Raw genomic sequence first — 6165 nt, forward strand, 5'->3', positions numbered from 1 at the left:
ATTGCCACAGCCGTCAGTGAGGATCCGGGAACCATTGAAGAAGTATATGAGCCGTTCCTGATCAAGGAAGGCTATCTCAAACGTACGCCACGTGGAAGGGAGGTTACTCCTATTGCTTATACCAACCTGGGGATCAATAAATATAAAGATCCCGAATTTTTGTTCTGACAATGTTGAAATTAAAGAACCTGTTTTTCCTGATCATCCTGTTAGCCTTTAGCGTGTCATTGTTACAAGCTCAATGGTTTCCTGAAACATTGCTTACATCTCCGAAGCTGGTCGAAAAGGACAGTAATTTATTGTCATTTTCCGTGGATCTGACCGGTTTTTTCAAAAACAATGAATATTTCAGCCCGGTAGCTGTCGGACAGACTTACCCGGGTATTTCCATGATACCGGCGTTGGCCTACCAGGTATCAGGTAAGTTCCGGGCAGAAGGTGGTCTATATGCTGTTAAGTATTCGGGCAGGGAAAAATTATTTTCCATACAGCCTTTTATCCGCCTGCAATATGCCATTACACCCAATTTAAATATGGTTTTGGGGAATCTATATGGAGGGCTCAATCACCGGATGATCGAACCTTTTTACCAATGGGAACGGCAATTTGTCGCCTATCCTGAAAGCGGTTTGCAGTTCGTGCTGGATGACGACCGCTGGTTCGCCGATGCCTGGATAGACTGGCAGCATTATATCGAACGTGGGGATTCAGTTCCCGAAGTATTAACTTTCGGTTTATCTGCATCCAGATTGCTGACACAACCCGGCAGTAAATTCAGCCTGACTCTTCCCTTTCAGTTGCTCATCCATCATCAGGGGGGGCAGATCGATACTTCGGATGATCCTATGATTGTACTCGGTAATGTAGCTACAGGGCTTTGTTCCCGTTTGCAGACCGGTCACCGCTGGATACGTTCGGTAGGACTGGATATGTACATTACCGCCTATTACGACCGTTATTCAAATGAGGCAGTAAGGCCCTTCGATAAGGGATGGGGAATTTACCCCGTATTACATATCGACGCTACGCCTTTTAAACTGATGGCAGGCTACTGGCATTCCGACAAATTCTATGCTTTCCAGGGAGAATTACTTTTCAATTCGTTCGATATCTATGATCCACAGGAACAATTACCCAAAAGGGATTTGCTGACTTTCAAACTGGCATTTGAAAAAGAAGTATTCAAAGGAGTTTCTGTCGGTGCACAGATAGAAACATATTCCGACCTTGACCGTGGGGAAACGGATTACAGCTTCGGCGTGCATATCCGGTTCGACAAAAGGTTCAGGATAAAACAGTTCTGAAAAACATTTGCTATTTAAGATTTATATACCTAGTTTCGTTATGTGGTAATCTTTATTTACATCATTATATATTAACTCTATGAAATATTTGATTTATCCGATTTGTACTTTCTATTTTTTAGCATGCGGCTATATTGGCCCGCAACAGGAAAGAGGACAAATAGGCCCCCCTGAACGCCCCGAGAGTAAGTATATCATTAAAGAAATGAAATTCGAGACAGACGCTCAATTATATTATGTACGTAACGCTACTGTGCCTTGGGTTAGTAAATGGATTAGATATGGAAATGTCAGAAAGGATAGTACGGATGTTGCAGAAGGAAAATATTCGCTTCAACTTCAGGATAATTGCGATATTTATTATTATCTCGATGCCTCGAGAATTGAGGGAGATTCATTGATCTTTTCAGGTAAGTATAAATTCAATAACACCCAAAAGGGCAAATTATTTTTTTACATTTTACAAAAGGACAGGTATGAATCATCCGACCATCCTCCTGTTCCTGATTCTCTCATTATTCAGACTAATATAGAGAATAGCGATTGGAAGAGTTTTATTATCAGAGCAAAATTAAAACCGGGTATCCAGGAAATACGATTCGGTCTGAAGACAGAAAATATAAAATATGCCTGGATTGACGATTGGGATATTCAGGTCGATTCAATTCCAGTATATAGATATATTAAAGTCAGGTACCCTGCTGAAGAAGATAGAGAATTTGATAATGGATCAGGTATCTATTTAAAAGAAGTATCACCCATTACTTATCAAAATCTTGATATTTTAGGGCGTGTCTGGGGATTCTTGAAATATTACCATCCGGCAATAATTGATGGTGATATCAATTGGGATTACGAGTTATTACGTATATTACCGGAAGCAGCCCATGCTAAAGACAAAAAGAAGTTAAACAAAATACTTTACAACTGGATTGAAAAGTTAGGTGATTTTCCTGTTACCAGTTATAAAATAACTGCAAACGACAGCCTTTTTTACTCATGTTTTATTGATAATTCCTGGATAAACAATGAAGAGGTGTTTTCCGAAGAAATGATCAGAATGTTAGATAAAGTAAAAAATGCTGTAAGACATGAAAAAGTGAATTATTACACAATTCCCTTTGCCGGAGGAGCTCGTAGTCGAAATTTCAGGGCGGAAAAATCATATGATCATATCAATTGGGATGATCAGGGTTACCGGTTACTTAGTTTATTCCGGTTTTGGAATGTAATGGAATATAACTTCCCTTATAAATACCTTACAAATAAACCCTGGAGTAAAGTGTTATCCGAATATATTCCCGAAATATGTTCTGTGGACACGCAATCTCAATATTTGGCTCTTTTAATGAAATTAACAGCCGAAATTAATGATTCTCACGGACGTTTTGGATTCAAAGGTTCACTTCAGGGGTCTCCTGTGGAAAGGTTACAATATCGGCGTTACCCGGTTGTTTTAACAGAAACGGATAAAGGTGAATTTTGTGTGGAAAATGTTTATAACTCAGAGTTACAACTCGGAGACATTATTCTTTCCATAGATGGAAAACCTATTAACGAAATTTTCGATGAACTAACTCCATACATTGTCGCATCCAACCGGCAAAGCCTATCACGGAATATCCGTCGATTTTTAATGTCAACAAAAGGAACCTCTTTAAATGTTGAAATAAATCGAAATGGAAAGGTCACATCCCTGGCCTTAAAAGATTTTTCCCGAAATAAGATAGCAACCGGGGTAAAAACTATGGCTAATTACGAAAAAGAAAATCAAGATATTCTTTTCTTGAATGTTGGTACGACAACAGCAGACGATTTGGTAACAGCAGTCAAAAAGAATATGTCTGCAAAAGGAATTGTTTTTGATTTGCGACAATATCCCCGTACTTTTTTATCATTTGCCAAATTAGCTGATATTCTTCTCCCTGATACAGTGGTTAACTTATGGTTTTCTTCTCAGGATCTTACTTTTCCAGGGAATTATAAGAAATATAATGAACGGGAACTTGGATTTAAAAACCCGAATTATTTTAAAGGAAAAGTTGCTATATTGGTTAATGAGCATACACAAAGTTTAGGTGAAATGACAGCTATTGCCCTGAGCAGAGCCCCTCAAGCCGCTGTTATCGGGTCAACAACTGCCGGAGCCGACGGTAATGTAACCTCATTTGTCCTTCCGGGTGGTATGAACGTATCTTACACTGTTTTTAGCGCATATTATCCAGATTGGGTTCTGTGCCAAAGAACAGGTGTAAAAATTGATATTCATGCCCGACCATCAGTAAAAGATTTCCTTGAAAGAAAAGATGCTTTGATTGAAAAAGCAATAGAATATATCAGACAATAACCTATTTCTGATTTCAAATATATTTTTTAGTTATAGACGATTTTATTAAAGAATTCATTACAACCCTCCTGTAGCTTTCAGGTATTCCGTTTTACATATTTCCAGTTTAGTTTTTGCCATGATGTGTTCCGATTGTGCATTCTGCCAGATGGTTTGTGCTTCCAGATAATCCGATATGGTTTCCATGCCGGCCTCGTAGTGATCGCGGCTCATTTTCAGATTTTCTTCACTTTGTTTCAGGGCATGGAGGGTCAATTCGACTTCCAGTAGGGTTTCACTGTATAAATTGAATGATTGTTCAACTTCCAGTGTCATTTTTTCGGTCAGGTCATCACGTTGAAATTGTATAACACTTTTTTCTATTTCGGCGGCTTTTATTTTCTTCGCACCTTCTCCCCAATGGAACAGGGGAACGCTGACAGAAACCATGGCAGAGAATGAACCACTATCGAATAATTTATCGTCATTTAATTTTACGCCGTTGATATAATTATAGCCGCCCCTAACACCTATCTGCGGCATAAAGTCACTTTTGACAAGTCGTTTTTCCTGTTCTTTCAGTTCCACTTGCTTGTCGAGCATAGCATATTCGGGACGTAAAGATATGTCTGCTTCAGGATTAATTTCAAACACCTGCCCGTTGAATGTTTCCAAAGGGGTAATTTCGCTTCGTAATGGCAAACCGATGATATGACAAAGGTTCATGCGCGATAACCGGACAGCGTTTTCGGCCCGGCGAAGCTGTAATTCGGCCTGATTCAGTTGTACTTGTACCTTCATCAGGTCGTTTTGTGATTTCATACCTGCTTCACAGGCATTCTTCACCACACGATAAAATTCTTCGACCACTTCTTTGTATTTCATTGCCGATTTGTGTAATTCCCTTGTCTGTACGCATGTCCAGTAGGCTTTATCCGTTTCAAGGATGATCTCACTTTGGGTCAGTCTCCGGTTCAGCCCTGCGATATCATTTCCTATTTTTGACATCCTGTACGCCGAATTGATTTTTCCACCCATGTATATCGGTTGTTCCAGACTTGCACCTGCGAAATAAGTATTGCTGGTTTTCAGTTTGAAATTCATATCGGGAAGATCCAATACTGAAAACTGGCTGATAATCGGCATATACTGGGGCGGTATAATTCCACCCAGACTGTTCGGATCAAACAAGGTAATTTCACCCAGCTTTAGTTTCATATCATTACTCGAACTGCTGTAGTAACCGATCCCCTGTGCCGATAATTTCGGGAGGTAATTGGTCCGATAGGCCTTAACGGTCAATGATGCCTTTTCTATATTTTGATCGGCAATGGCCATTTGTTTGTTGTTTTCCAACGCCATCTCCCTGCACTGTTTCAGTGTTATTTCCTGTCCGTATAACATCAAAGAAAAGGACGACAGGAAGAGGAAAAGAAGCCTTCTACAAATTTTCCGTTGGAAGAAGATTTTTATTGGTGCAACCATGATATTGGTTTTATTTGATTTCATACGAATAATTATTATTACGCTTGCGCTCCATAAGAACGCTTACGCAAAGTTATTTTTTTAAGGTAATGTCCAAAATCTATTGATCCTGTCGAGCTCGTAAACTTGGTTCATCACGGTGACTGTGATTATTTTCATATGGACATTTCATAAAAATAAAAATTACTGCGTGATATACGATAAAATTATATACCGTCCTTTCAGGACTAAAATACATATTTATCCATTTATCCAACACTGTGGGTTGGGTTGGGATACATAGTCCCTATAGGACAATACACCTTAACTTCAATTTTATTTCTTAGGGCTGTAAACCCGGCATAACCTAACCCGACACAAAGTGTCGTGTAACGATTGAAATGGAATCGAGTCCTGTAAGGACGGCATATTTACGTCCATAAAAATGATTCATTGAAGTCGACCTCATATTCTTTCAGAAACGCATGATATTCTTCCCTGAACGAAACTTTTTCATGGTGTCTCTTTTGATTTTCAATATACTTTTTTATTGTTTCTACTTTTGATTGACTAACGGAATAACCCGAATATCCGCCTTGCCATTCAAAATTATCATAATGCACTCCTTTTGTTTTTATCCAACGGCTGCTGTTTCCTTTTATTTTTTTGATAAAGTCGGCCAACGAAATATTTTTCGAAAAGGTTGACAATATATGTATATGATTGGCGACTCCGTTTATCTGAATCGGGAATGACTGTGTTTGTTTGATTATTCCGCCGATATATGCGTACAATTCTTTTTCATTTTCTTCGAGGATTAATGATCTTTCATTTTTCACGTGAAAAATTATGTGGACATATAGTTTGGATAAAGACTGTGACATTTTGTTTACTTTTTATTGTTTTACAAAGATAGCATGAGTCTAAAAGTCTGAATGTTCATAAAGTTTGAAAGTCAGCCATTCTTAATTTTTCATTTTTCATTTTTCATTATTTTATCTTAATATGGAAAAACAAGGCATATAAAACAGGGATGAAGAGCAGGGTGATCAAAGTCCCGACCAGTAATCC

Annotated in this window: 5 protein-coding genes; 3 read left to right on the top strand and 2 right to left on the bottom strand. The window is 38.6% G+C overall.

Annotated elements, in window-relative coordinates; genetic code table 11:
- The 3 genes from LBQ60_05855 to LBQ60_05865 form a co-directional block, all read left to right on the top strand.
- A partial coding sequence (locus LBQ60_05855) for a Holliday junction branch migration DNA helicase RuvB (GenBank protein ID MDR2037429.1) occupies positions 1–168 on the top strand: 168 nt, incomplete at its 5' end.
- Positions 169–170: 2 nt separating this feature from the next.
- Positions 171–1304, top strand: a complete 1134-nt coding sequence (locus LBQ60_05860; protein ID MDR2037430.1) for a hypothetical protein — start codon at positions 171–173, stop codon at positions 1302–1304.
- 79 nt (positions 1305–1383) lie between these two features.
- A complete protein-coding gene (locus LBQ60_05865) occupies positions 1384–3651 on the top strand; it encodes a hypothetical protein (protein ID MDR2037431.1) in 2268 nt (755 codons plus the stop codon).
- 57 nt (positions 3652–3708) lie between these two features.
- On the opposite strand, the gene LBQ60_05870 is transcribed toward LBQ60_05865, so the two are convergent.
- Both LBQ60_05870 and tnpA read right to left on the bottom strand, forming a co-directional pair.
- Entirely contained in the window at positions 3709–5139 is a 1431-nt protein-coding gene (locus LBQ60_05870) for a TolC family protein (protein ID MDR2037432.1), read from the bottom strand.
- A 386-nt stretch (positions 5140–5525) separates the two neighbouring features.
- Positions 5526–5978, bottom strand: coding sequence for an IS200/IS605 family transposase (gene tnpA, locus LBQ60_05875; GenBank protein MDR2037433.1), 453 nt, complete (start codon positions 5976–5978; stop codon positions 5526–5528).
- Positions 5979–6165: the final 187 nt, after the last annotated feature.

Source organism: Bacteroidales bacterium (assembly GCA_031275285.1).
Lineage (GTDB): Bacteria > Bacteroidota > Bacteroidia > Bacteroidales > UBA4181 > JAIRLS01.